General features: G+C 70.8%; 23 protein-coding genes. 12 read left to right on the plus strand and 11 right to left on the minus strand.

Going from position 1 to position 23,430, the window contains the following annotated elements; genetic code table 11:
* Positions 1-20 precede the first annotated feature (20 nt).
* Together HBB12_RS10230 and HBB12_RS10235 are read left to right on the plus strand one after the other, a co-directional pair.
* On the plus strand, positions 21-1,361 hold the full coding sequence (locus tag HBB12_RS10230) for an ABC transporter substrate-binding protein (RefSeq protein ID WP_236989246.1): 1,341 nt from the start codon (positions 21-23) through the stop codon (positions 1,359-1,361).
* Between the two features lie 278 nt (positions 1,362-1,639).
* Positions 1,640-2,986 carry an MFS family transporter gene (locus tag HBB12_RS10235; protein WP_236989247.1) on the plus strand — a complete coding sequence of 449 codons (1,347 nt, stop codon included), beginning with the start codon at positions 1,640-1,642 and terminating at the stop codon, positions 2,984-2,986.
* Positions 2,987-3,258: 272 nt separating this feature from the next.
* On the opposite strand, the gene msrP is transcribed toward HBB12_RS10235, so the two are convergent.
* The gene (msrP, locus tag HBB12_RS10240; RefSeq protein ID WP_236989248.1) at positions 3,259-4,233 is read right to left on the minus strand and encodes a protein-methionine-sulfoxide reductase catalytic subunit MsrP; all 975 of its coding nucleotides are present in this window, start codon (positions 4,231-4,233) and stop codon (positions 3,259-3,261) included.
* A gap of 198 nt (positions 4,234-4,431) precedes the next feature.
* On the opposite strand from msrP, the gene HBB12_RS10245 reads away from it, so the two are divergent.
* A complete protein-coding gene (locus HBB12_RS10245) occupies positions 4,432-4,665 on the plus strand; it encodes a hypothetical protein (RefSeq protein WP_236989249.1) in 234 nt (77 codons plus the stop codon).
* 78 nt (positions 4,666-4,743) lie between these two features.
* Here the strand turns inward: HBB12_RS10245 and HBB12_RS34265 are convergent, their stop codons facing one another.
* Entirely contained in the window at positions 4,744-6,828 is a 2,085-nt protein-coding gene (locus HBB12_RS34265) for a methyl-accepting chemotaxis protein (protein WP_272913262.1), read from the minus strand.
* A gap of 285 nt (positions 6,829-7,113) precedes the next feature.
* Positions 7,114-7,566, minus strand: coding sequence for a GatB/YqeY domain-containing protein (locus HBB12_RS10260; RefSeq protein ID WP_236989250.1), 453 nt, complete (start codon positions 7,564-7,566; stop codon positions 7,114-7,116).
* Between the two features lie 162 nt (positions 7,567-7,728).
* On the opposite strand from HBB12_RS10260, the gene carA reads away from it, so the two are divergent.
* The 3 genes from carA (at position 7,729) to HBB12_RS10275 (ending at position 10,195) form a co-directional block, all read left to right on the plus strand.
* The gene (carA, locus tag HBB12_RS10265; RefSeq protein WP_236989251.1) at positions 7,729-8,943 is read left to right on the plus strand and encodes a glutamine-hydrolyzing carbamoyl-phosphate synthase small subunit; all 1,215 of its coding nucleotides are present in this window, start codon (positions 7,729-7,731) and stop codon (positions 8,941-8,943) included.
* A 138-nt stretch (positions 8,944-9,081) separates the two neighbouring features.
* Entirely contained in the window at positions 9,082-9,453 is a 372-nt protein-coding gene (locus HBB12_RS10270) for a hypothetical protein (RefSeq protein WP_236992737.1), read from the plus strand.
* 34 nt (positions 9,454-9,487) lie between these two features.
* The gene (locus tag HBB12_RS10275; RefSeq protein WP_236989252.1) at positions 9,488-10,195 is read left to right on the plus strand and encodes a class I SAM-dependent methyltransferase; all 708 of its coding nucleotides are present in this window, start codon (positions 9,488-9,490) and stop codon (positions 10,193-10,195) included.
* Between the two features lie 594 nt (positions 10,196-10,789).
* On the opposite strand, the gene HBB12_RS10280 is transcribed toward HBB12_RS10275, so the two are convergent.
* On the minus strand, positions 10,790-11,272 hold the full coding sequence (locus HBB12_RS10280) for a GNAT family N-acetyltransferase (RefSeq protein WP_236989253.1): 483 nt from the start codon (positions 11,270-11,272) through the stop codon (positions 10,790-10,792).
* Positions 11,273-11,429: 157 nt separating this feature from the next.
* Here HBB12_RS10280 and HBB12_RS10285 point away from each other — a divergent pair, with 157 nt between their 5' ends.
* The gene (locus HBB12_RS10285; protein ID WP_236989254.1) at positions 11,430-12,743 is read left to right on the plus strand and encodes a flavin monoamine oxidase family protein; all 1,314 of its coding nucleotides are present in this window, start codon (positions 11,430-11,432) and stop codon (positions 12,741-12,743) included.
* An 18-nt stretch (positions 12,744-12,761) separates the two neighbouring features.
* On the opposite strand, the gene HBB12_RS10290 is transcribed toward HBB12_RS10285, so the two are convergent.
* The 4 genes from HBB12_RS10290 to HBB12_RS10305 form a co-directional block, all read right to left on the minus strand.
* On the minus strand, positions 12,762-13,118 hold the full coding sequence (locus tag HBB12_RS10290; protein ID WP_236989255.1) for a hypothetical protein: 357 nt from the start codon (positions 13,116-13,118) through the stop codon (positions 12,762-12,764).
* Between the two features lie 145 nt (positions 13,119-13,263).
* A complete protein-coding gene (locus HBB12_RS10295) occupies positions 13,264-13,524 on the minus strand; it encodes a hypothetical protein (protein WP_236989256.1) in 261 nt (86 codons plus the stop codon).
* Positions 13,525-13,591: 67 nt separating this feature from the next.
* A complete protein-coding gene (locus tag HBB12_RS10300) occupies positions 13,592-14,710 on the minus strand; it encodes a S1C family serine protease (RefSeq protein ID WP_236989257.1) in 1,119 nt (372 codons plus the stop codon).
* 8 nt (positions 14,711-14,718) lie between these two features.
* Positions 14,719-15,705, minus strand: a complete 987-nt coding sequence (locus HBB12_RS10305; protein ID WP_236989258.1) for a DUF817 domain-containing protein — start codon at positions 15,703-15,705, stop codon at positions 14,719-14,721.
* A 77-nt stretch (positions 15,706-15,782) separates the two neighbouring features.
* Between HBB12_RS10305 and HBB12_RS10310 the strand changes: the two genes are divergently transcribed.
* The 5 genes from HBB12_RS10310 to HBB12_RS10330 all read left to right on the plus strand — a co-directional run bounded on the left by HBB12_RS10310 (position 15,783) and on the right by HBB12_RS10330 (position 21,167).
* The gene (locus HBB12_RS10310; protein ID WP_236989259.1) at positions 15,783-16,124 is read left to right on the plus strand and encodes a hypothetical protein; all 342 of its coding nucleotides are present in this window, start codon (positions 15,783-15,785) and stop codon (positions 16,122-16,124) included.
* Between the two features lie 98 nt (positions 16,125-16,222).
* Positions 16,223-18,391 (plus strand): methylmalonyl-CoA mutase, encoded by a 2,169-nt coding sequence (gene scpA / locus HBB12_RS10315; RefSeq protein WP_236989260.1) that lies wholly within the window; start codon positions 16,223-16,225, stop codon positions 18,389-18,391.
* A gap of 86 nt (positions 18,392-18,477) precedes the next feature.
* Positions 18,478-20,367 carry a M23 family metallopeptidase gene (locus tag HBB12_RS10320; RefSeq protein WP_236989261.1) on the plus strand — a complete coding sequence of 630 codons (1,890 nt, stop codon included), beginning with the start codon at positions 18,478-18,480 and terminating at the stop codon, positions 20,365-20,367.
* A gap of 169 nt (positions 20,368-20,536) precedes the next feature.
* Positions 20,537-20,782, plus strand: coding sequence for an AbrB/MazE/SpoVT family DNA-binding domain-containing protein (locus HBB12_RS10325; protein ID WP_236989262.1), 246 nt, complete (start codon positions 20,537-20,539; stop codon positions 20,780-20,782).
* Positions 20,754-21,167 (plus strand): type II toxin-antitoxin system PemK/MazF family toxin, encoded by a 414-nt coding sequence (locus HBB12_RS10330; protein WP_236989263.1) that lies wholly within the window; start codon positions 20,754-20,756, stop codon positions 21,165-21,167. The genes HBB12_RS10325 and HBB12_RS10330 overlap by 29 nt, the downstream gene beginning before the upstream one ends.
* A gap of 21 nt (positions 21,168-21,188) precedes the next feature.
* Here the strand turns inward: HBB12_RS10330 and HBB12_RS10335 are convergent, their stop codons facing one another.
* Genes HBB12_RS10335 through HBB12_RS10345 form a run of 3 tightly spaced genes read right to left on the minus strand, consistent with a single transcriptional unit; the run spans position 21,189 to position 23,304 of the window.
* Positions 21,189-21,806 carry an alpha/beta hydrolase gene (locus HBB12_RS10335; RefSeq protein ID WP_236989264.1) on the minus strand — a complete coding sequence of 206 codons (618 nt, stop codon included), beginning with the start codon at positions 21,804-21,806 and terminating at the stop codon, positions 21,189-21,191.
* 24 nt (positions 21,807-21,830) lie between these two features.
* Positions 21,831-22,595, minus strand: coding sequence for an HpcH/HpaI aldolase family protein (locus HBB12_RS10340; RefSeq protein WP_236989265.1), 765 nt, complete (start codon positions 22,593-22,595; stop codon positions 21,831-21,833).
* A 31-nt stretch (positions 22,596-22,626) separates the two neighbouring features.
* Entirely contained in the window at positions 22,627-23,304 is a 678-nt protein-coding gene (locus tag HBB12_RS10345; protein WP_236989266.1) for a glutathione S-transferase family protein, read from the minus strand.
* Positions 23,305-23,430 lie beyond the last annotated feature (126 nt).

Genomic DNA, 23,430 nt, shown 5'->3' on the forward strand with positions numbered 1-23,430 from the left:
AGCCCTGTCAGGACACGGCCATGCCGCCCCGCCCCACCGTCATCGCCGTCCTCCTGAGCCTCCTCGCCGGCCCCGCCGCCGCGGTCGACGGCCTGCCGCTGACCATCCTTACCGAGCGCACCGGCCCGATGGCCGCCGTCGGCACGCCGCTGGCGAACGGCTTGTCGGACTACCTGACCATGCTCGGCCGGCGCGACGGCGGCGTCGGCGGAATCCCGCTCGCAGTCGAGGAATGCGAGACCGGGGGCGAGGCGGCGCGGGCGCTTTCCTGCTACGAGGCGGCGGTCGCCCGCGGCAGCATCGCGCTGGTTCCCGGCAATGCCGACGCAGCCCTGGCGCTGCTGCCGCGGCTTTCCGCCGACCGGATGCCCCTCGTCGCCGCCGGCTACGGCCCGGCCGCGATGGCGCGGGGCGACGTGCTGCCCTGGGCCTTCGCGCCGCCGGCGACGGTGTGGGATGCCTTGAGCGTGGCGCTGGCCTTCGTCGGGCAAGGCGGCAGCGAGGACAGCCCGCAAGGGCGCAGCCTCGCCTATGTCCACCGCGACAGCCCGGCCGGGCGCGAGCCGGAGCCGGTGCTGCGGGCGCTGGCATCCGAGGCCGGCCTCGCCTTCCGCGCCTATGCCCTGCCGGACGGTGCCTCGCTCGACGAGAATACGGCGCCGTGGCGCGCCGTGCGGGCGGCGGATCCCGACGCCGTGATCCTCGATGCCACCGCCGGCCTCTCCGGCACGCCGCTGCGCGACGCCGCCGCCGCGGGCCTGCCCCTCAACCGGGTCGTCGTGGTCGGCTGGACCGGCGAGGACGACCTGCTGCGGCCGGCCGCCGGCGCCCGGGATCTCACCGCCAAGGGCCTGCGCACCGTGACCTGGCACGCGCCGGGCGACAGCTTCCCGGCCTTCGACCAGATCGACCTCCTGGTCATCGATGCCGGGCTGTCGCGCACGCCCAAGGAGGACAGCCCCGGCCCGCTCTACAACCGCGGCGTCTATGCCGGGGTGATCCTGGCCGAGGGCATCCGCAACGGCCAGCGCCTCGCCGGCAAGCGGGCGATCGACGGGCCCGAGATGCGCCGCGGGCTCGAGGCGATCAACCTCGATCCGGTGCGCTGGAAGGAGCTCGGCCTCGTCGGCTTCGCCCGCCGCATCCGCCTCACCTGCGCCGATCATAGCGGCCGGCGCCCGCTCACCCTGCAGGAATGGACCGGCGCCCGCTGGGTGCAGGTCGGCGACGAGATCTCGGCCCCGCGCGAGCGCCTGAATCCGCACCTCGACGCTGCCGTGGCGGCCCAGGCCGAACGCGTCGCCGGCGAGACCGGCACCGGCGGCGCGAAGCCCCGGGAGGCCTGCCCGGCGAGTCCCTGACAAGTCTTCGCAGGATTGCCGCATTGCCGCATGATGTCCGTCCTGGTCTTGCCGGTTTCCGTCGAGGATCCGGACGCCGTTTCGGATGTGGAATTTTGCGATTCGGGACCTTGCGTCAGGCCTCTCTCCTTGGGACATTCGGCGCCGGATCGAGGAAAATGCGGGAATGGTGCGGTGCGGGGCTGTACCCCGGCCCGGCATTCTCCTAGTGCGGACACGGCGCGAGGCCCATGCGGCCTGCCACCATCGCCGACCCCCGGGAGGAGACAGACGCCGCGATGACCACCACCGTCCAGAGCCGACCCGGGGCCGACAGCCTCGCCTCACCGAATCCCACCATCGCGGCCTACGACAACAAGGCCCGCATCAAGGCCATCATCGGCTCCTCGTCGGGCAACCTCGTCGAGTGGTACGATTTCTACGCCTATGCCTTCACGGCGATCTACTTCAAGGACGTGTTCTTCCCCGGCGCCGACCCGACGGTGCAGCTCATCAACACCGCGGCGGTGTTCGCGATCGGCTTCCTGATGCGGCCGATCGGCGGATGGCTGTTCGGCCGCGTCGCCGACCGCTACGGCCGCAAGACCTCGATGCTGATCTCCGTGATGATGATGTGCGCCGGATCGCTCGTCATCGCGATCCTGCCGACCTACGCCCAGATCGGGGTCTTCGCGCCGATCCTGCTGCTCTTCGCCCGCATGGCGCAAGGGCTCTCGGTCGGCGGCGAGTACGGGACCTCGGCGACCTACATGAGCGAGGTGGCGCTGAAGGGGAAGCGCGGCTTCTACGGCTCGTTCCAATACGTCACGCTGATCGGCGGGCAGCTGCTGGCCTCGCTCGTCGTCGTGCTGGTGACCCTCACCCTCGACGACAAGGCGATGACCGCCTGGGGCTGGCGCATCCCGTTCTTCATCGGTGCCGCCGCCGCCGTGGTCGCCCTCTACCTGCGGCGCTCCCTGCACGAGACCTCGACCGTCGAGACCCGCACCTCTCGGGAGGCCGGCAGCATGGCGTCGATCTGGCGCAACCATCGCCGCGCCTTCCTCACCGTGCTCGGCTACACCGCCGGCGGCTCGCTGATCTTTTACACCTTCACCACGTACATGCAGAAGTACCTGGTGAACACCGCGCACATGGACAAGAAGACCGCCAACCTGGTGATGACGGCGGTGCTGTTCACCTACATGGTGGCGCAGCCGTTCTTCGGCATGTTCGCCGACAAGTTCGGCCGCAAGACCTCGATGCTGCTGTTCGGCGGGCTCACCACCCTGCTGACCGTGCCGCTGATGCACGCGATCGGCGACGCGCAGAGCCCGGTCGCGGCCTTCGCCCTGATCACCGCGGCGCTCCTATGCGTCTCGTTCTACACCTCGATCAGCGGCCTGGTGAAAGCCGAGATGTTCCCGGCCGAGGTGCGCGCGCTCGGCGTCGGCCTGTCCTACGCCATCGCCAACGCGATCTTCGGCGGCTCGGCCGAGTTCGTGGCGCTGAAGTTCAAGGAATACGGCTACGAGACCACCTTCTTCTGGTACGTGACGGCGATGTGCGCCATCGCGTTCCTGGTCTCGCTGCAGATGCCCGACAGCCGCAAGTCCGGTTATCTGCAGGGTGACGGGACGGCGTAACAACGGTCACCACGCCGAACCCCCCCACTGAACTCGGGCAAGCCCGAGTTCCGCATCCAAATGCCCAAGTCGGCTTGCCCGACTTGGGATGGGGGACGGCGGCCCCTGCGTCAGCAGGGGCCGGGAGAGGGGCAGCGCGACGGTGCTCCAGAGGGCGCCCTTCACAGCGGTTCAGTCTTGTCCGGAAGCGGCGCCCCCTCTCCCGCCCCGCATCCGCGGGGCACCCTCCCCCGCAAAGGGGGGAGGGTTTCAGGCGACGCGGCCCTCGCTCCTCACGCGAACAGGCGTTCCTTCTCGAGCCCCTTGTACAGATCCGCCACCTGCGCGCCGTAGCCGTTGTAGATCAGCGTCGGCACCCGCTCGTCGGTGCCCAGCACCCGCTCGCTCGCCTGGCTCCAGCGCGGATGCGGCACCGCCGGGTTCACGTTGGCCCAGAAGCCGTATTCCGAGGCCTGCAAGCCCTCCCAGAAGGTCTTGGGCCGCTCCGCCGTGAAGGTGATGCGGTTGATCGACTTCACCGATTTGAAGCCGTATTTCCACGGTACGGCCAGCCGCAGCGGCGCGCCGAACTGGTTGAGCAGCGGCTTGCCGTAGACCCCGGTCACCATGAAGGCGAGCTCGTTGTTCGCCTCGGCCATCGTCAGGCCTTCCGTGTAGGGCCAGGGATAGAAGAACGCCCGCTGGCCCGGCGCCATCGCCTTGTCAATGAAGGTCTGCATCTGGATGTACTTGGCGTCGCCCTTCGGCTTGGCGAGCGCCACCAGGGCCGAGAGCGGGAAGCCGGTCCACGGCACCGCCATCGACCACGCCTCGACGCAGCGGTGGCGATACAGCCGCTCCTCCAGCGCCATCTTGCGCACCAGATCCTCGAAGCCGATCTCGAACGGCTTCTCGACGAGCCCGTCGATCTTGATCGTCCAGGGCTGGACCTTCAGGGCGTCGGAGCCCGGTGTGACGGTCTTGTTGGTGCCGTACTCGTAGAAATTGTTGTAGTCGGCGCTGTAGCGCTCGGCGGTCAACGGGCGGTCGAGGGTGTAGGCCGGGTTCTGCCTGGCCGGATAGAGGTCGGCGGTCTTCACCGCCCCGGTCCCCGCCCCCGGCACCGCGGCGAGAGCCGGCCCGCCGGCGAGGGAGGCCGCGGCCAGCCCGAGGGTGCCGCCGAGGAGCGCCCGGCGGTCGAGGAAGACCGATTCGGGCGTGGCGAGGCGCTCGGGCATCTCCCAGCCGCGCTTGACCTTGATGAGCATGGACCCGTCCCCTTGAGACCTGTCCCCGTGAGGGCAGGGATACCTGCTGCGGAGATCGGGGCGAACGACACTCTGCGCAAATCACGGTTCAGCGAGGCGGGCATCTCGGGGATCGGCGAGGCTCTGCCGCGGCGAAAGGCGTACCCACGATGGCAGCTCGACCGAGGACAGGCGGGCTGCCACGTGCGATAGAACCTGATGCCCGCCAAGAAACCGAAACAGACCGCCTTCACCGTCGCCGTCTCGGCGGCCGACGACGGGGCCAGCGCCTTGGGCCTGCGGGTCTACGTCGCCATGGCGAACGATCCCCTCGCGGCCGTTGCCGCCGTGCAGGCGGTGGCGCCGCAGGCGGCGGTGGAGCTGAGCGGCACCCTCTCGGACCGCCTCGCCGCGCGGCTGAAACTGCGCCCCGGCGAGGTACGGCCGATCTGAGAGATCGGGGCCGATCTGAGAGATCGGGGCCGATCTGAGAGATCGGGGCCGATCTGATCGGCCGCACCGAGACGTGGATCACGCCGCCCGGACGGTGGCGAGGAAGCGCTTCACCTCGGCCGAGAGCTGCTCGGATTGCCGCGACAGCTCGGAGGAGGCCGCGAGCACCTGCGTTGCCGCAGCCCCCGTCTCCTCGGCAGCGCCCGCGACCGCGGTGATCGTGTGCGTCACCTGATTGGTGCCGTCGGCGGCCTCCGCGACGTTGCGGACGATCTCCTGGGTCGCCGCGCCCTGCTCCTCGACGGCGGCGGCGATTCCCACCGACACGCGGCTGATCTCGGCGATCCGCCCGGTGATCGCCTCGATCGCCGAGACGGCGTCTCCGGTCTTGCCCTGGATGCGGCCGATCTGGCCGGTGATCTCCTCGGTGGCTCGTGCCGTCTGCCCGGCGAGTTCCTTCACTTCCGCCGCAACCACGGCGAAGCCGCGTCCGGCGGCCCCGGCGCGGGCGGCCTCGATGGTGGCGTTCAGCGCCAGGAGGTTGGTCTGGCTGGCGATCGACGAGATCAGCCCGACTACGTCGCCGATGCGCGACACGGCCTCGCTCAGCTCGCGCATGTGCCCGGCCGTGCCGGCGGCCTCGTCGACGGCGGTGCGGGCGAGCGCCGCCGAGCCCGAGACCTGGCGGCCGATCTCGTGAACCGAAGCGCCGAGTTCCTCCGCGGCGGCCGCGACGGTGCCGACATTCTCGGCGGTCTGCCCGGCGGCGGCGGCCACCGCGGTGGAGCGCCCGGCGGTCCGGGTGGCGCCGTCGGTCATCACCGCGGCGGTGGCCTGGAGCTCGGTGGCGGAGGCCGCGACCTGGCCGACGATGCCGCCGACGGCGTGCTCGAAGGCGTCCGCCATCTGGCGCATGCCGGCGCGGCGCTGCTCCTCGGCCGAGGCGCGGGCGAGCGCGGTCTCCTCCTCCAGGGCCCGGGTGCGGATCAGGTTGTCGCGGAACACCCGCACGGTGGCGGCCATGGCGCCGATCTCGTCGCGGCGCCCTTGCGCCGGCACCGCCACGGTGGCGTCGCCCTCGGCCAGGGCCTGCATCGCCTGCGTCATGCGCCGGATCGGCAGGGCGATGCGGAAATGCGCCACCGCGCAGCTCAAGGCGACGAGCAGGAGCGCCGCCCCGAACAGGGCCGCGTTCAGGATCAGACGGCGTTGTGCCGCCTCGGCCGAGGCATCCGCCGATGCCACGCCGGCGGCGAGGGCCTCGTTGGCCACCGCCACGATGGTGTTGAGCTTCGGGGTGACGAATTTCTGCCACTCGGGCAGGCTCATGGCGGCCTCGGAGCCGGGCGAGAAGGCGCGCAGGTTGCGCTGGATCACCGCCGTCACTTCAGGCGTGAAATAGGCGCCTTGCGCCGTCGCGACCGTCGTGGCGATCGCGGGCGGCAGGTCGGAGGTCGCCGCCTCGACGAGCTTCCACGTCGCCTCGTAGCGGCCGCGCAAGGTCTGCACCGCCTCGGCCTGCTCCAGGGTCAGAGGCGTCTGGCTCGACAGCACGGTGTTGACCACGACGGCGAGCGAGCCGGCATTGGCCCGGGTCGCCCAGGCGTTGTTCTTGGCGCCGGTCAGCACGCGGGTCTCGGGATCGAGGCGGGCCATCTGCCGTTCGAGGGCGGCGGAGACCCGCTCGAGCCGGGCCAGCACCGCGTCGCCGGTCTTCAGCACCCGCGGGGCCAGGGCCTTGTCCCGGGCGCCCGTGTCGAGGCCGTAGGCCGCATCCGCCACGCGCCGCAGGGCGAGCTGGTCGTCGTAGGCGGAGCCGAGATCCTTCAGCGTCTCGGCGAAGCCCGGAACGGCGAGGTCGGCAGGCGCCGCGAGGAGCGCCCGGATCGCGGTATCGACCCGGCCGCGATGGCCGTCGATCACCTTGCGCATCGCCCCGACCTGCTCGCCCGACAGGCTCAAGGTGGCGGCGGTGTCGCCGCGCTCCGAGCGGAAGGCCTGCATCGCCTCGAGGATGCGCTGGTCGAGCTTCGCCGCGGCGGCGACGGTCTGGGCGTTGCGGTGGCCGGTCCAGGCCGACACCACCCCGTCGAGCGTCATCGCACCGACGATCGCCCCGAGGGCGAGCGCAATTCCGAGCACCAGGGCCCGGATGGACAGCAACGACTTCACCGCGACCCCTGAATGCCGGAAACCGCCCGGATTTCACGCCGATAGGGTCGCAGAGGACGACAACTTCCCTAAAGAAGCACTAACTACCGCGGGCTTTCGCGACAAAGCCGGATGCTTGATCTGCGACTATGCTCCGAGCCTCGAAGCGCGACTGGATAACAGGCACATGACTGCCTGGGACTTGCGAAACGGCCGCACGGAAGAATCCGGAACGGTCCCCGCAGGACGTCCCGTCGGCACCGCGATGGGGCCCCCTCGCCGGGGGCCCGGGTCGCGTCAGGCCAGCATGCCCTTCACGAGGCCGCTCGCCTTGGCGAAGTCCATTCGGCCGGCATACTTCCCCTTGAGGGCGGCGATGACCTTGCCCATGTCCTTCGGCGAGGCGGCGCCGGTCTCCGCGATGGCGGCCTGGATCGCCGTGCGGGTCTCGTCCTCGTCCATCTGCTGGGGCAGGTACTGGGCGATGATCGCGGCCTCGGCACGCTCGCCCTCGGCGAGTTCGGGGCGGCCGCCCTGGTCGTAGACCGTGGCCGATTCGTTGCGCTGCTTGATCATCTTCTGGAGCAGGGACAAGATCTCCTCCTCGGAGAGCGGCTCCTTGCCGAGGCCGCGGGCCTCGATGTCCTTGTCCTTGAGGGCGGCCTGGATCAGCCGGACGGTGGCGAGCTTCGCCTTGTCGCCGCCCTTCATGGCTTCCTTCATCTCGGCGGTGAGGCGCTGGCGCAGCATGCCGGTCTCCTGGTGTTGTCGTGTCGTGCAAGGCACTTGAAAGGTGAGGCACTTGAGGGGATACCGGGGCATCCCCAGATTGACCGGGCCGCCGCCGGCCTCGTAAACAGCCGGCCGCGCCCGTCGGCCATGCCCGGCCGCGACATAAGCGAGTTCACGATCATGCTGCAAGACGACGCGGCCGCCCCCGCGCAACCCGAAGGCTGGGCCGAGCCCGTCGCGACCGCCCTCCTGGTGCTCGCCGACGGCACGGTTCTGGAGGGTTTCGGCATCGGCGCCACCGGCGAGGCCGCCGGTGAGGTCTGCTTCAACACCGCGATGACCGGCTACCAGGAGATCCTGACCGATCCGTCCTATGCCGGGCAGATCGTCACCTTCACCTTCCCCCACATCGGCAATGTCGGCACCAACGACGAGGACCTGGAGAGCCTCGACGCGGCACCGGCTTCCGGCGTGCGCGGCGCGGTGATCGCCTCGGCGGTGACGAACCCGTCCAACTGGCGCTCCTCGCGCCACCTCGACGGCTGGCTGAAGGCCCGCGGCATCGTCGGCATCACCGGCGTCGACACCCGCGCGCTCACCGCCCTCATCCGCGACCGCGGCATGCCGAACGCGATCCTGGCGAACGACCCGGAAGGCCGCTTCGACCGCGAGGCCCTGATCGCCAAGGCCGCCACGCTCCCGCCGATGGAAGGCCTCGACCTCGTGCCGCCGGTGACGAGCAAGGCCTCGACGACCTGGGGTGAGACCTCCTGGCAGCACCCGGCCGGCTACGGCAGCCGGGCGGCGGGCGAGGGACTCAAGGTCGTGGCGATCGATTACGGCGTGAAGCGCAACATCCTGCGCCTGCTCGCCAAGGCGGGCTGCGACGTCACCGTGGTGCCGGCCACCGCGAGCGCCGAGGAGGTGCTGGCGCTCAAGCCCGACGGCGTGTTCCTGTCGAACGGCCCGGGCGATCCGGCGGCGACCGGCGAATACGCCGTGCCGGTGATCCGCGCCCTCCTCGACAAGAAGGTCCCGACCTTCGGCATCTGCCTCGGCCACCAGCTGATGGGCCTGGCGCTCGGCGGCCGCACGGTGAAGATGAGCCAGGGCCATCACGGCGCCAACCATCCGGTGAAGGACCACACCACCGGCAAGGTCGAGATCGTCTCGATGAACCACGGCTTCGCGGTCGATCCGTCGAGCCTGCCGGACAACGCCGTCGAGACCCACGTCTCGCTGTTCGACGGCTCGAATTGCGGCCTGTCGCTCACCGACCGTCCGGCCTTCTCGGTGCAGCACCACCCGGAGGCCTCGCCGGGCCCGCAGGACAGCCACTACCTGTTCGACCGCTTCGTCAGCCTCATGCGTGAGACGAAGAGCAGCAACGCGTAATTCCGAAAAAGGTTGCAGCCGGTTCCGGCCGCAGCCACAAAAAACCCGAACTCGCGGCCGATTCTCCCGGCCGTCCACCGCCCTGGAGCGACGACGAGGAACGATCGTCGCGGGGCCGCGATTCGGGGCTTGAATCCAGTGACCGACCACGCCGCCACCGACAGCTTCTCGCGCCTGCACCGCACCTTCACCACCCATCTCGGCATCGCCGTGGGGCTGGCCTGGGTGACCACGCTGGCGGCCGCCGCCCAGGCGCCCTGGGTGCGCAACATCCGCGCGCTGATCGACCCGACCGCGGGCCGCGTGGAAAGCACCTGGTCGTTCCTGTTCGCGATGCCGGTGGTGCTGACCGTGGCTTGGCTCGGCGCCGTCTACGGCCGCGAGACCCTGCGCGAATTGCGCGCCCTGCCGAACGACGCCGCCGAGTTCGCGCTCGCCGCCGCCGTCGCCTTCGCGGTGTTCTACCTCTCGATCGACCGGGCCGTCTCGGTTCTGCTCATCGGCGGCTGACGCCGCCGCGTGCGCGGAAGGCGGGAGGATCGGCGTGATCTCGTCCTGGCGCGAATTCTGGGACCGGGACAACCCGATCTACGTCAATGCGCGCCACAAGGCCCGGCACTATGCCGGGCTGGCCGAGGAGATCGCCGCCCTGGTGCCGCATCCGGGCGCCCATGGTCCCGGCGCCCATGTGCTCGATCACGGCTGCGGCGAGGCGCTGTGCGCCGACCGGGTCGCGGGAGTTTGCGGCCGGCTCCTCCTCTGCGACGCCTCCCCGCGCCAGCGCGACGCCCTGGGACAGCGGTTCGCCGCCTGCCCGACCATCGCGATCCTCTCCCCCGACGACGTCGCCGCCCTGCCGGCGGCGAGCCTCGACGTCGTGGTGGCAAATTCCCTGGCCCAGTACCTGACCGGCCCGGAGCTCGATTCCTGCCTTCGGGACTGGCGCCGGCTGCTGAAGCCGGGCGGGCGCCTGATCCTCGCCGACGTGATCCCGCCGCATCTCGGCGCCGCGGCCGATGCGACGGCCCTCCTCGCCTTCGCCCGGCGCGAGGGTTTCCTCGTGGCGGCCGCCATCGGCCTCGTCCGTACCCTGCTCTCGGATTATCGCTCGCTGCGTCGGACGCTGGGTCTTGCCCGGTACGAGGAGGCTGCGATGCTGGCGCGGCTGCGGGAGGCCGGCTTCCATGCCGAGCGGATGCCACGCAATCTCGGGCACAATCAGGGGCGGATGGCGTTCTCGGCATGGGCGTGACGGTTCGGCAACCGGGCGCGACGAGTCCGAACCGGCACCACTCGCCGCCATAGCGAAGCTCGACATCGCCGATAGCCCATGATGGCGCCGCGGCACTTCGAAATCCAGCGATGCCCTGATCGATCTCCACGAACAGACCCGCTCTGCTGCACGTCCTTCAGAGACTGCTTGATACAATTTCATGATGATCGCTTCGCGACGCGGAAATCAGCTTGGCTCATGCGTGTGAGGCGGAAACTCACGGTCGGGGGCTGTTGATACGATTTTCGACAAGAATCTTCTGGAAATCGTGTGAAAGGGATTTTTGTTCAAGAACTGTGGAAACCAAGGCTCTCCCACCCTCTCACCTCATCCTGAGGTGCGACTGAAAGGAGCCTCGAAGGAGGGCTCCAGTTAGCTCGGAGATTTCTGGAGCCCTCCTTCGAGGCTCCCTACGGTCGCACCTCAGGATGAGGTGGCGGGCAGGATACCACCCAATAAACTCAAGTATTTTTCAGAAATTTTCACTTAAACGGGCTCTCAGCATGAGGTACGAGGGCGGTATGTCTCGTGATCCACCTCAGTTTTCGGCGTACAACTCACTCAAAACGGCTCTCACAATGCCTGGAACATCACCAGCGCATCCACCTCACCGTGAGCCGGATGCCGGAACGCCAGCGGCAGCCGCCCGACCGTCTCGAAGCCGAGCGAGTGCCACAGCCGCACGGCCCGCTCGTTCGTGCTGACGACGAAGTTGAACTGCATCCCCCGGTAGCCGCGCGCGCGGGCGTGATCGAGCGAGTGTTCGGCCATCCGCCGGGCGATTCCGCGTCCCGTTGCGCCTTGGCGCGTCATGTATCCGCAATTGCAGACGTGGCGGCCGCCGCCGGCCTGATTGGCCCGCATGTAGTAGGTGCCGAGGATCTCGCCGGTCTCCACGGCGACGAAGGTCTCCTTGTCCGGCCCCGTCCAGTAGGCCAGGGCCTCGGCCTCGCTCATCTCCGGGTCGAGGGTGTAGGTTTCGCCGGCGCGGATCACCGGGGCGATGATCGACCAGATGGCGGGGGCGTCGTCGGGGCGGGCGGGGCGAATCAGCATGGCGGCGCTCATAGCGAGCGATGCCGCGGCGCGGAAGCGCGGGTGTCGAAGCGGGCGATATTTCGCCGCGCGACGCTCGTTTTCGCCGCGCGAGGCTTGCCGGCGGCCCGCCGCCGCCGAGGTGAGGACGAACAGGACATCGAGACGGAGAATCGGGATGACGCTGTCGCGTCGCTCCCTGCTAGCCGGGGCCGCCATCCTGGCCGCCTCGGCCAAGGCCCGCGCCGCGGCGGATGCCGACGTCGCGGTCATCGGCGCGGGCGCCGCGGGCCTTGCCGCGGCGGCGGCGATCCGGCGCGGCGGCCACAGCGTCGTGGTGCTGGAAGCGCGCGGGCGCATCGGCGGGCGCGCCTTCACCGAGACCAGCTTGGGCCCGGGACGCAGCTTCGATGCCGGCGGGCAATACGTGCACTGGGCCGAGCGCAATCCGTGGCGGGAGATCGTGCGGGCCGCGGGCGTCCGCACCAGCGACGATGCCACCAGCCCCTGGCCGGTCCTGGTGCGGGACGGCGTGCGGGCGAGCGAGACCGAGCGGCGTCAGCGCCGGACCGGCTTCGGCCGGGTGAGCGCCCTCCTCGACCACCCGGCCGGCCCGGACCGCTCGGTGGCGCAGGCCGTTGCCGGCGAGGACGAGGCGGTGCGGGCCGCAGCGACCGGGCTCACCCGCCTCACCCTCGGCGAGGAGCCGGACCGGGTCTCCGCCGCCGATTACGACCAGCTCTGGTCCGGCGACGACATCTGGGTCGACGGCTACGGCGCCCTGGTGGCCGGCCATTATGCCGACCTGCCGGTGCGGCTGGACACGCCCGTGACGGCGATCGATTGGGGCGGCCCGGGCGTCGCCGTCGAGACGCCGCGCGGGACCCTGCGGGCGGCCTGCGCCATCGTGACGGTGCCGGTCGGCGTGCTGGCCTCGGGGTCCTTGCGCTTCACCCCCGCCCTGCCGGCGGCGGCGGCGGACGCGGTGGCGGGGCTGACGATGGGTGCCTACACCAAGATCGGCCTCGCCCTCGACCTCGCCCGGCTGAAGGCTCAGGACTTGCGCGATGCCGTGATCCTGCGAACCGGCACGCCGGGCCTCACCGCCTATCTGGAGATGCAGCCGTTCGGGAAGCCGCTGGCGGTGCTGCATTGCGGCGGCGACGGCGCCCGCGCCCTGTGCGAGGCCGGCGAGACGGCGGCCCTCGCCGCGGCGACCGACCATCTCGTGAGCGTCTTCGGGGCGGAGATCCGCGCCGCGGTCACCGGAGGCCGCCTCGCCGCCTGGTGGACCGATCCGTTCGCCCGCGGCAGCTACTCGCTCGCCCGGCCGGGCCACCTCGCCGCCCGCGACGCCCTGCGCCTGCCGGTCGCCGGGCGGATCTTCCTCGCCGGCGAGGCCGCCGCGGGCGGGGCGGCGATGACGGTCGGCGGGGCGACGCTCGACGGCGAGCGGGCGGCGCGGGACGCGCTCAAGCGGCTCGGGTCGTGAGCCTCCGGGTCGTGAGGCTCAGTGCAGCGTCAGCCGCGGCCCCTCCGCCGGCCGGCGCTCCCAGGCCTGGACCAGGCTGCCGGCGACGCCGCCGTCGCACAGGCGGCTGCTGAGATCGCAAAAAATCTGCTCGCTCACCGCGAAGTCGGTGGCCATCTGGGCGTCGTCCGGCTCCTCGTCGGTCGAGGCGGTGAAGCGGTCGAAGGCGGCGGACATCGCCGCGAAGGCGAAGGCGACCGGCATGGTACGGAAGACCGTGGCGCCGTCCGCATCGACGTCGCCGGTATCGAGGTCGCGCATCCGCACGACGTAGCCGTCGGCATGCTCGACGATCTCGTATTGCCAGTGCCGGCCTTCACAGGCTGCCAGGATCATCACGCCCTCCGTCACGCCGAGTCCGTCGCGCCAAATCGCAGCGCAGGCCAGGTCACAGCGAATGCGGCGGAGGCCGGGAGGGTTCCGGAGCGGCGGATTTCGGCCGTGCGATTCGGTCCGGATCCTCGGCGGTCGAGGAGCGGAGCTAGCGCCCGGTATATCCGACCTCGTAGGCGGCCCGGCCGCTGACGCGCAGCGAGGTGCCGTTGCCGAGATCGACGAAGCCCGGCGCCGGCGCCCGGACGGCCGCGGGAGGCGCCTCGCGGCATTCGGGCCGGTCGGGCAGGCGCACGCCCGGCGGCGCGTCCTGCGGGCACAGGCGCGGCATGCGGGTGCCGCGCTCGCCCGCGGCAGCAGGCAGCGCGGCGGCCGTGAAGAGGAAGGCGGCCAGGAGGCGTGGAGTCACGAAAAACAAGCTCCAGGGCGGATCGGCGCCAGGATAGCCGATCCGGCCCCGCTCCGCGACCGAAGCGTCAGCGCCGGCGCTGCCCCATATCCGCCGGGGTGACCGAGAGGGTGATCGCCCGCCCGTCGCGCTCGACCTGGAGCGTCACGCTGCTGCCGACGCCGGCGGCTTCGAGGGCCGCGGTGAGGTCGGCCAGCCGGCGCACCGGGCGGCCGTTCACCCCCATGATGATGTCGCCGAGTTCGCCCGTCGCCGGATCGACGCCCTGGAGGCCGGCCTGGGCGGCGGGGGAGCCGGGCAGCACCCGCACCACGACGAGACCGTCGATGCCGAGGCGGGCCGCCGCCTCCTCGCTCGCCGCCACGATGCCGATGCCCGGATTCGGGGTGCGGCCGGTGCGGATCAGGTTCGGCACCACCCGGTTGACGATGTCGACGGGAATTGCAAAGCCGATCCCGGCGCTGGCGCCGGACGGCGAGAAGATCGCGGTGTTGACGCCGATCAGGCGCCCGGCGGAATCGAGCAGCGGCCCGCCGGAATTGCCCGGATTGATCGCCGCGTCGGTCTGGATCACCCCGGAGAGCTCGCGTCCTTCCGCGGTCGGAAGCCGGCGCTGGAGCGCGCTCACCACGCCGGTGGTCAGGGTGTGGTCGAGGCCGAACGGGTTGCCGATCGCGTAGGTGAACTGCCCGACCTTGAGGTCGGCGGAGGTGCCGATGGCGATCGGCGGCGGGCTCGCGGTGACGCGCCCGAGCTTCAGCACGGCGAGGTCGTAGTTCGGGTCGGTGCCGGCTATCGTTGCGGGCACCACCTCGCCAGTGGAGAGCCGCACCTGGATGTCGCCGCCGCCCTGGATGACGTGGTTGTTGGTGACGATGTGGCCGGCCGCGTCCCAGACGAAGCCGGATCCGGTCTGCTCGCCCCCGCCCTGCCGGCGCTCGCCGGTCTCGGGATCGAAGGTCACCGCGCCCTGCGGCTGGCGGGCGAAGACGTAGACCACGGAGGGCGCCGCACGCTCGAACAGGGCCACGGTCGAGGCCTCGATCGGCGACAGGTCGCCGCGTGCCGTCACCGCCCGCGGCGCGTCGGCGGAGAACAGCAGGCTCGTGACGTAGGGCTGCGCTACGAACAGGGCCAGCAGCACGAGGGCGGTGGTCAGGGCGACCCGCAGGAAGCGATCGGGCACCGTATTCGTCACTCCGATGGGGAATTCGTCGAGAGGGGAGTTGCCGGAACGGAAGCGGCGACGGCCATCCGGGAATTGGGCTTGGCAGCGCCCGCGTCAATGGCCGCGCTCGGCTCGGGCGGCGGCGTGGTGAACGCCTTCGGCCGGCTCACCAGCGCCACCAGCGTGTAGGAGATGATCATCAGGAGGAACCAGGAGCCGAATTTCGCCGGCGACACCGCCGCCCAGCCGGCGGCCTGGTGCGGGTAGATCCACCCCCGCGTCGCCGTGCCGATATTCTCGGCAAACCAGATGAACAGGGTGACGAGGAGCAGGCCGAGCAGCAGCGGCATGCGCCGCCAGGCCCGCCAGACCCGGAAATGAACGACAGCGGGGCCGAACAGGGCGGCGGCGGCGGCGAACAGCGCGAGGCGCAGGTCCGTCATCACGTGCTGGGTGAAGAAATTGGCGTAGATCGCCAGGGACAGGATCGCGAGGGCCGGGAGCGGCGGGTGGCGGGTGAAGCGGAAATCGAACAGGCGCCACACCCGGGCGAGATAGGACCCGACGCTGGCATACATGAAGCCGGTGAAGAGCGGCACGCCGCCGAGACGAAGCCAGCTCGCCTCGGGGTAGACCCAGGAGCCCATCCGGGTCTTGTACAGCTCCATGGCGGTGCCGACGGCGTGGAAGACCAGGATGACCTTGGCCTCCTCCCAGGTCTCGAGGCGGAAGGCGAGCATCGCGACCTGGATCGCGACCGCCGCGAGCGTCAGGAAATCGTAGCGGGCGATCGGCGCGCCGGCCGGCCAGGCGAGGTGCGTGAGGATCAGGAGGCCGCACATCGCCCCGCCGAACAGGCAGGCCCAGCCCTGCTTCACGCCGAAGCGCAGGAACTCGTAGAGGCCGGCCGCGACCGAGCCCTTGGCCCGCGCCCGTTCGCCGAGGCGTTCCTCGGCCGCCGCGAACCCGGCGAGCGGCGCCCAGAGCCGCGCGGCGCTGTCCGGCTGCGTCACGGCCGGGTGCTCGGGGAGGTTGCAGGCATGGGGACGGGTCTCTAGGCTTGTGGCCCTCCCCATACGAAAGGTCCGGAATGCTCCGCAAGCCGTCGCTGTCCCGTCTCGCCGTCATCGCCCCCGTTTTGGCCCCCCTCCTCGCCCTCGCCGGCCACGCCGAGGCCTCGCCCCGCGCCAACCGGGCGGAGGCCTGCAGCCGCGCCCGGAGCGACGGCGAACGGGAGGCGCTCGGCTGCTGGCGGCTGCGTCACGAGGCCGGCCGCGGCCAGCGCATCCACGGCGGCGCGGCGGTCGCGGATTTCTACGCCACCGTGCCGGCGGACCGGGAAGCGGTCGAATCGAAGGCGGACCAGCGTCGGCGCGACTGGGTGCGGGCGAGGGCCCGCGGCCGGGTGGCGGGGGGCGAGGAGGTGCGCTGACCGCGCCGCGCCTTCCGACCTTCAACCCATTGGCCGCGGCGGTACGCGCCCCTATAAGTTTGGCGACAAGGAACGCCAGCAACGAGAGCCGCAGGCCGATGACCCGCATCCCGGATTTCTCGGAAATCGCCTTCGCGCCGGCCGCGGCGGCCCATCAAGCCACGAGTGCGGCCGCCGCCGAGCCCTGGATGACCCCGGAGGGCATCCCGGTGAAGGCCGCTTACGGCCCACGGGACCGGGACGGGATCGACCTCGCGGGCTCCTATCCGGGCATCGCGCCGTTCCTGCGCGGGCCCTACCCCACCATGTACGCGACCCAGCCCTGGACGATCCGGCAATATGCCGGCTTCTCCACGGCGGAGGATTCGAACGCCTTCTACCGCCGCAACCTCGCGGCCGGGCAGAAGGGCCTGTCGGTCGCCTTCGACCTCGCGACCCACCGCGGCTACGATTCCGACCATCCGCGGGTCTCGGGCGATGTCGGCATGGCGGGCGTCGCGATCGATTCGATCTACGACATGCGGACGCTGTTCTCAGGCATCCCCCTCGACCAGATGACCGTGTCGATGACGATGAACGGCGCGGTGCTGCCGGTCCTCGCCCTCTACATCGTCGCGGCCGAGGAGCAGGGGGTGCCGCCGGAAAAGCTCGCCGGCACGATCCAGAACGACATCCTCAAGGAGTTCATGGTCCGCAACACCTACATCTACCCGCCGGCCGGGTCGATGCGGATCATATCGGACATCTTCGCCTATACCTCGGCCCACATGCCGAAGTTCAACTCGATCTCGATCTCCGGCTACCACATGCAGGAGGCCGGGGCGACGCAGGACCTCGAACTCGCCTACACGCTGGCCGACGGCGTCGAGTACATCCGCGCCGGGATGGCGGCGGGGCTCGACATCGACAAGTTCGCTCCCCGCCTGTCCTTCTTCTGGGCGATCGGGATGAACTTCTTCATGGAGGTGGCCAAGATGCGGGCGGCCCGCCTGCTCTGGGCCTCCCTCGTCAAGGACTTCTCGCCGAAATCCGACAAGTCGCTGGCGCTCCGCACCCACTCGCAGACGAGCGGATGGTCGCTGACGGCGCAGGACGTGTTCAACAACGTCACCCGCACCTGCGTCGAGGCGATGGCGGCGACGCAAGGCGGCACCCAGTCGCTGCACACCAATGCCCTCGACGAGGCGCTGGCGCTCCCCACCGACTTCTCGGCCCGCATCGCCCGCAACACCCAGCTCTTCCTGCAGCAGGAGAGCGGCACCACCCGGATCATCGATCCGTGGGGCGGCTCCTACTACGTCGAGCGGCTGACCCAGGATCTCGTCGCCCGGGCCTCCGCCCATATCCGCGAGGTCGAGGCGTTAGGGGGCATGGCGAAGGCCATCGAGGCGGGCATCCCGAAGCTGCGCATCGAGGAGGCGGCGGCCCGCACCCAGGCGCGGATCGATTCGGGCCAGCAGGTCATCGTCGGCGTCAACCGCTACAAGCCGGACGGCGACCGGGCGATCGACCTGCTGCGGGTCGATAACGGCAACGTCCGCACGCTCCAGATCGACAAGCTCAAGCGCCTGCGCGCCGAGCGCGACGGGCAGGCGGTCGAGGCGCGGCTCGCGGCCCTGACGGAGGCCGCGCAGGGCTCCGGCAACCTGCTCGCGCTCGCCGTCGAGGCGGCGCGCGAAAAGGCCACGGTGGGCGAGATCTCGGAGGCGCTGGAGCGGGCCTGGGGCCGGCACCGGGCCGAGATCCGGGCGATCTCGGGGGTCTACAAGCGGGAGATGGGCGGCATGTCGGCGGCGGTCGAGCGGGTGCGCGGGCAGGTCGAGGCCTTCGAGGAGGCCGACGGGCGCCGTCCCCGCATCCTCGTCGCCAAGATGGGCCAGGACGGGCACGATCGCGGCCAGAAGGTGATCGCATCGGCCTTCGCCGATCTCGGCTTCGACGTCGATATCGGGCCGCTCTTCGCCACCCCCGAGGAGGCGGCGCGCCAGGCGGTGGAGAACGACGTCCACATCGTCGGCGTCTCGTCGCTGGCCGCCGGCCACCTGACGCTCGTGCCGGAACTGAAGCGGGCTCTCGACGAGGCCGGCCGGCCCGACGTGATGATCGTCGTCGGCGGCGTGATCCCGCCGGGCGACTTCGCGGCGCTCCGCCAGGCCGGCGCCTCGGCGATCTTCCCGCCCGGCACCGTCATCGCGGAGGCCGCCTCCTCGCTGATCGACGAGCTGAACGCCCGCCTCGGCTACGCGGCGCGGGAAGCGGCAGAGTAGGGAGAGCCGTCCGCGTCTCAAAACGGTCACGGTTTCGGCGCCAAGGGCGGGGCTCAAGCCTCCGCCTGATTCCAGGGCCCGATTCCTTGTCCGCTTTCGTCGACGCGCCCTCCCTTCCCGCTTCGCCCGTCGCGTCGCGGCCGCCCCGGCAGGCCCTCAACCTGCGCTGGCTCGCCGGCAGCCTGCTCACCGGCATCACCGGCGCCGGGCTGATCGGCGTCGCGCTCTACCTCGCCGCCGCCGACGGCGTAGTGCCGACATTGCCGGAGCGGGCGCTGCCGCCCCACGGCGAGGGCGGCTCCGGCGACGCCGCCCGCAAGGGCGACCGGCTGGTGCGCGACGAGATGATCGTGGCGGCCAAGACCGCCTTCAAGGCGCCGATGAGCGAGCGGGCCGGCGAGCGCGAGGTGATCCGCCTCCACGCCTACGTGCAGATCGCCACCGAACTGCCCCTGCGCGCGCCCGACGTGCCGGTGCCGCCCTTCGATCCCATGCGCAGCGCCCGGATCGAGGCGCCGGCCGCCCCCGAGGGCGATACCGACCCGGCCGAGACCGCCGTCACCCTGACCCGCAGCCCGCTGGCCGAGGCGGCGCTCGACGACGATGCGCCTGCCCTCACCGATGCGGAGGTCGACGCCCTGGTGGCCGAGACCCAGACCCTCGCAAACGGGGCGCTGCCGCCGGCCTTCCCGGCCGAGCGCCTGCTCTCCCGGGCCCTGCGGCCGGCCGCGCTCCCCGACGATCCCGGGCTCGAGGCGCGGTTCCGCAACATCGAGGTCCGGATCCTGCCCGAGAACCTGACCGAGATCCCGGAGACCAGCACCGGCGGCGAGAGTGCCGGCGCGCGGCTGGTCGAGGAGCGCGACCTCGTGCTCGCCAAGGACCAGAGCCTGGCGGATCTCCTCAAGCGCAACGGCGCCGAGCCGGCGCGGCTTAACGCCATGCTGGCGAGCCTCAGCGCGCGGGCGAAGGGGGAGTTGTCCGAGGGCCAGCACGTGCGCCTGCTCATCGCCCCCGAGGGCGAGAACCAGGGGAGCGGCAAGGGGAACGAGCGCGGCATCGTCCGGGTCACCCTCTACGGCGAGGACGGCATCCAGGAGATCGTGGCCGCCAACGACCGCGGCGGCTTCGTCTCGGTGGCGCCACCGCGCGCGGGCGCGACGCAGGACGACGACGAGGAATCCGGCGTCACCCTCTACGAGAGCCTGTACGGCACCGCGCTCAAGAACGGCGTGCCGCGCCCGATCATCGAGGAGATGGTCATGGCGCTGGCGACCTCCACCGACCTGCAGCAGCGCACCTCTGCGGGCGACCGGGCCGAGCTGTTCTTCACCGAGGACGACGACGCGAAGCCCGAGCTGCTCTATGTGGGCTTACGCGTCCACGACGAGACCTACGGCCTGTACCGCTACCGGGTGCCCGGCACCTCCGAGGTCGATTACCTCGACCCGAACGGCCGCTCGAGCCAGAAATTCCTGATGCGGCGCCCCGTGGCCGAGGGGCGGATCTCGTCGCCCTTCGGCCTGCGCCAGCACCCGATCCTCGGCTATTCCCGGCCGCATAACGGCGTCGACTGGGCGGCGACCCGCGGCACGCCGATCATGGCGACCGGCGACGGCACGATCGTGTCGGCCGGCGCCCGCTCGGGCTACGGCAACCGGGTCGAGATCCAGCACGCCAACGGCTACACCACCGCCTACAACCACATGGCCTATATCGGCCGCGGCATCGCGCCGGGCGCCCGGGTGCGTCTCGGCCAGGTGATCGGTGCGGTCGGCACCACCGGCCTCTCGACCGGCCCGCACGTCCATTACGAGGTCGCGATCAACGGCCGCTTCGTCGACCCGATGAAGATCCGCCTGCCGAGCGCCCGCGAACTGACCGGCCCGAGCCTCGCCGCCTTCCGCCAAGCCGAGGAGCAGATCGACGCGCTGCGCCAGAAGCACGGGGGCAAGACGGTGGCGGAGCGGACGTGAGGGGATTTCGTCGCTGACGAGAAAAGACGCCGCATTGCCCGGCCTCCCCTCGCCCCCAAGCGGGCGACGCCCGTGCAAGCCTGGGGCGCACCTTGTGTGAAATCGCCTGTACGTATATACCTCGTATCGACAACCGATATGTGTCAGGGTGTGTGTTTGAGGTTTGGCAATGCTTGTGCAGTTCGCAAAATGGGGCAATAGTATCGCCCTGCGTATTCCGAGCCACGCATTACGTGAGCTTGGCGCGGCAGAAGGCATGACAGCAGACCTGAGTGTCGAATCCGGAAAATTGATCGTGAAGCCTATTCACCAGCAGCCTCGCTACTCGCTCGACGAGTTGCTCGCTGGCATCACAGAAGAGAATATTTATGAAGAATATTTCGCGGATGCTCCGCGAGGCGCGGAAATCGCCTGATCAGCCGCATTGCCCGGATCTCGGCGAGGTCATCGCCCTCGACTTCAGCCCGCAGGCCGGGCGCGAGCAGGCCGGCATCCGCCCGGCCCTCGTGCTCACGCCGAAGCGCTATAATACAGTGACGCGGCTTTGCATCGTCTGCCCGATCACCAGCCGCGTGAAGGATTATCCTTTCGCGGTTCCGGTCCCGGCGGGCATTGCCCTTCCGCCGGGTCTCGGCCTCCTCGACGGAGCGGAACAGGACAGCTTGCGCGGCGTGGTGCTGTCCGACCAGGCCAAGAGCGTGTCATGGCACGAGCGCGGTGCGTGCCCGCTTGCCGTTGCTCCGCCCGAACTGATGGCCGACGTGCGCGCCCGCCTCGCGGCCTTGCTCGGGCTTGCCTGAGAGACGATCGCGGCCGCCCGGTCAGCCGGGCCGTCCCGTCAACCACGTCTTCGCCCGCACCAGATCCGCCTGCGACAGGCCGTGGCCGGCGGGCAGCACTTCGTGGGTGACGGCGGCGCCCGCCTGCGTGAGCATCCCGGCGAGGCGCGCGGCGTTGTCGGCGGGCACGATCGGGTCCATCCGGCCCGACAGGATCAGCACCGGCTCACCCTGGAGGCGCCCGGCCGGCGGGGCGGAGAGCGGCACCATCGCCCGCAGCAGCACGGCGCCAGCGAGCACCCCCGGATGCAGCAGCATCAGGGCGGCGGCGATGTTGGCGCCGTTCGAGAAGCCGACGGCGAGCGGCGCGGCGATGCCGTATTCCGCCCGCGCCGCGGTGACGAAACCGGCGAGGTCGCCGGCCCGGCGCACCAGGTCGGCCTCGTCGAACACGCCCTCGGCGAGGCGGCGGAAGAAGCGCGGCGCGCCGCCTTCCAGCACCTGGCCGCGGGGGGAGAGCAGGGCCGCCCCGGGCGACAAAGCCCGGCCGAGGGGCAGGAGGTCGTCCTCGTCGCCCCCGGTGCCGTGCAGGAGCAGGAGCGGCACGGACCCCGCGTCGGTGGCGGGCTCGAAGCGGTGCTGGAACGACGGGGCGGCCATCTCGTGTCCTCCGGGGCGGGTGGGTCAGGTGTTGAAGAGCTTGGCGACCCGCTGCGTCTCGCGGGCGAGCAGGTGGGCGTCGCCGGCCACCGCCACGAAGCCGAACCCGGCCTCGAAATCGGCCTTGGCGCCGGCTTCGCTGAAGTTGAGGAGGCCCGCCGCCTTGCCCGAAGCGCGGATCCGCGTCAGGGCCGCGGCGATCTCGGCCCGCACCGGAGCCGCATCGGGCTCGCCGAGATGGCCCATGCTGGCGGCGAGGTCGTTCGGGCCGATGAAGACGCCGTCGACGGCCTCGACCGCCGCGATCTCCCCGGCCGCCGCCAGCGCCTCCTTGGTCTCGACCTGCACGATGACGCAGACCTCGTCGCCCGAGCGGGCATGGTAATCCGGCCGCAAGCCATAGCCGGTGGCCCGGGAGGTGCCGGCGAAACCCCGGATGCCGTGGGGCGGATAGCGCGTCGCGGCGACGGCCCGTCGCGCCTCCTCGGCGCTCTGCACGAACGGGAACATCAGCGAGCGGGCGCCCTGGTCGAGCAGGCGCTTGACCATCACCGGCTCGTTCCACGGCACCCGCACCACCGGCTCGGCGGTGCCGCCTTCCGCCGCCCGCAGATGGTCGACGACCTGGATGAGGTCGTTGGGCGAATGCTCCATGTCGATCAGCATCCAGGCGAAGCCGGCCCCGGCGGCAAGCTCGGTGATGCTGGCTGAGCCGGTGGTCATCCACAGGCCGGCCTGGCGCCGCCCTTCCGCGAGCGCGCGCTTGAATGGGTTGTCGAAGGTCTTCATGACGTGTCTCCTCCCTTTTCCTGGTACCGGCTCAGACGGCCGGCTTCAGGTGCTTGAACATGTGCCCGCGCGCCTCGGCGTCGAGCTCCGCCTTGAAGGGGAAGCGGTCCTTCAGGGCGACGGCCTTCGCAGCGGCGGGGCGGGCCGCGATGGCGTCGTGGTGGCGCTTCAGGTTCGGGAACGCGTCGAAGGCGCCCTCGCCGAGCACGAAGGGCAGCATCCGGGCCCAGCCCCAGACCGCCATGTCGACGATCCCGTAGGCGTCGCCCACCATCCACTCGCGCCCGGCGAGATGGCCGTCGAGCACCCCGTAATGGCGCCTCACCTCGTACTGGTAGCGATCGTTCGCGTACGGCACTGTCTCGGGGGCGAAATGGCGGAAATGCACCGCCTGGCCCGAGAACGGCCCGATGCCGGTCGCCACGAACATCAGCCAGGACAGGAGCGCACCGCGCTCGGAGGCCGGAGCCAGGAAGCGGCCGGTCTTCTCGGCGAGGTAGAGCAGGATCGCGTTCGAATCGAACACCACCGTGCCGTCGTCGACGATCACCGGCACCTTGCCGTTCGGGTTGAGCTTCAGGAAATCGGCCGAGAACTGCTCGCCCTTGCGGGTATCCACCGCCACCGGCTCGTAAGCGAGCCCCGCCTCCTCCAGGAAGAGCGCGACCTTCGTCGGGTTGGGCGAGCCGTTGAAGTAGAAGGTGATCATCCAGGCCTCCGGGGAGCGGGTGGGTCGTCCTCACAGGCCTCAAATCGCGGCCCGGATCAATCGAAGGCCCCGAAACCCAGCGTTGCCGCGCGGGGCCTGGACTCCGGGCGCCGATCCGCCATGGTA

It is taken from the genome of Methylobacterium sp. SyP6R (genome assembly GCF_019216885.1).
Taxonomy (GTDB): domain Bacteria; phylum Pseudomonadota; class Alphaproteobacteria; order Rhizobiales; family Beijerinckiaceae; genus Methylobacterium.

Bases quoted from the DNA above. Each gene is read 5' to 3' on its own strand.
- HBB12_RS10230 (WP_236989246.1), top strand. From the start codon at position 21: ATGCCGCCCCGCCCCACCGTCATCGCCGTCCTCCTGAGCCTCCTCGCC.
- HBB12_RS10235 (WP_236989247.1), top strand. From the start codon at position 1,640: ATGACCACCACCGTCCAGAGCCGACCCGGGGCCGACAGCCTCGCCTCA.
- msrP (WP_236989248.1), bottom strand. From the start codon at position 4,233: ATGCTCATCAAGGTCAAGCGCGGCTGGGAGATGCCCGAGCGCCTCGCC.
- HBB12_RS10245 (WP_236989249.1), top strand. From the start codon at position 4,432: ATGCCCGCCAAGAAACCGAAACAGACCGCCTTCACCGTCGCCGTCTCG.
- HBB12_RS10260 (WP_236989250.1), bottom strand. From the start codon at position 7,566: ATGCTGCGCCAGCGCCTCACCGCCGAGATGAAGGAAGCCATGAAGGGC.
- carA (WP_236989251.1), top strand. From the start codon at position 7,729: ATGCTGCAAGACGACGCGGCCGCCCCCGCGCAACCCGAAGGCTGGGCC.
- HBB12_RS10280 (WP_236989253.1), bottom strand. From the start codon at position 11,272: ATGCTGATTCGCCCCGCCCGCCCCGACGACGCCCCCGCCATCTGGTCG.
- HBB12_RS10285 (WP_236989254.1), top strand. From the start codon at position 11,430: ATGACGCTGTCGCGTCGCTCCCTGCTAGCCGGGGCCGCCATCCTGGCC.
- HBB12_RS10290 (WP_236989255.1), bottom strand. From the start codon at position 13,118: ATGATCCTGGCAGCCTGTGAAGGCCGGCACTGGCAATACGAGATCGTC.
- HBB12_RS10310 (WP_236989259.1), top strand. From the start codon at position 15,783: ATGCTCCGCAAGCCGTCGCTGTCCCGTCTCGCCGTCATCGCCCCCGTT.
- scpA (WP_236989260.1), top strand. From the start codon at position 16,223: ATGACCCGCATCCCGGATTTCTCGGAAATCGCCTTCGCGCCGGCCGCG.
- HBB12_RS10325 (WP_236989262.1), top strand. From the start codon at position 20,537: ATGCTTGTGCAGTTCGCAAAATGGGGCAATAGTATCGCCCTGCGTATT.
- HBB12_RS10330 (WP_236989263.1), top strand. From the start codon at position 20,754: ATGCTCCGCGAGGCGCGGAAATCGCCTGATCAGCCGCATTGCCCGGAT.
- HBB12_RS10335 (WP_236989264.1), bottom strand. From the start codon at position 21,806: ATGGCCGCCCCGTCGTTCCAGCACCGCTTCGAGCCCGCCACCGACGCG.
- HBB12_RS10340 (WP_236989265.1), bottom strand. From the start codon at position 22,595: ATGAAGACCTTCGACAACCCATTCAAGCGCGCGCTCGCGGAAGGGCGG.
- HBB12_RS10345 (WP_236989266.1), bottom strand. From the start codon at position 23,304: ATGATCACCTTCTACTTCAACGGCTCGCCCAACCCGACGAAGGTCGCG.